We start from the raw sequence: 278 nt of genomic DNA, 5'->3' as shown, positions 1-278 counted from the left end.
AAAGGAATGGGAGGTGCCATGGATTTGGTAGCCAGTGCGCAAAATATTATTGTGGCAATGATGCATACCAACCCAAAAGGAGAAAGTAAATTACTGCCTGCCTGTACGTTGCCATTAACAGGTGTTGGTTGTGTAAAGAAAGTAGTAACCGAATTGGCAGTACTCGATATTACCAATACAGGTTTTGTTTTGCTTGAACGCGCACCAGGGGTTTCAGTGGAAGAAATAATAAGCAAAACAGCCGGCAAGCTTGTCATCCCGGATCATGTTCCCGAAAT

General features: G+C 43.5%; 1 protein-coding gene. It reads left to right on the top strand.

All coding sequences use genetic code 11. The annotated features are described in order from the left end of the window. Window positions 1-18: 18 nt before the first annotated feature. A partial coding sequence (locus VJI77_RS07460) for a CoA-transferase (RefSeq protein ID WP_323988960.1) occupies window positions 19-278 on the top strand: 260 nt, incomplete at its 3' end.

Origin of the sequence: Parvimonas sp. D2, assembly GCF_035282635.1 — a bacterium.
GTDB lineage: Bacteria > Bacillota > Clostridia > Tissierellales > Peptoniphilaceae > Parvimonas.
The sequence above is the reverse complement of the archived record's forward strand: the minus strand, read 5'-3'. Positions and strand labels throughout refer to the sequence as shown.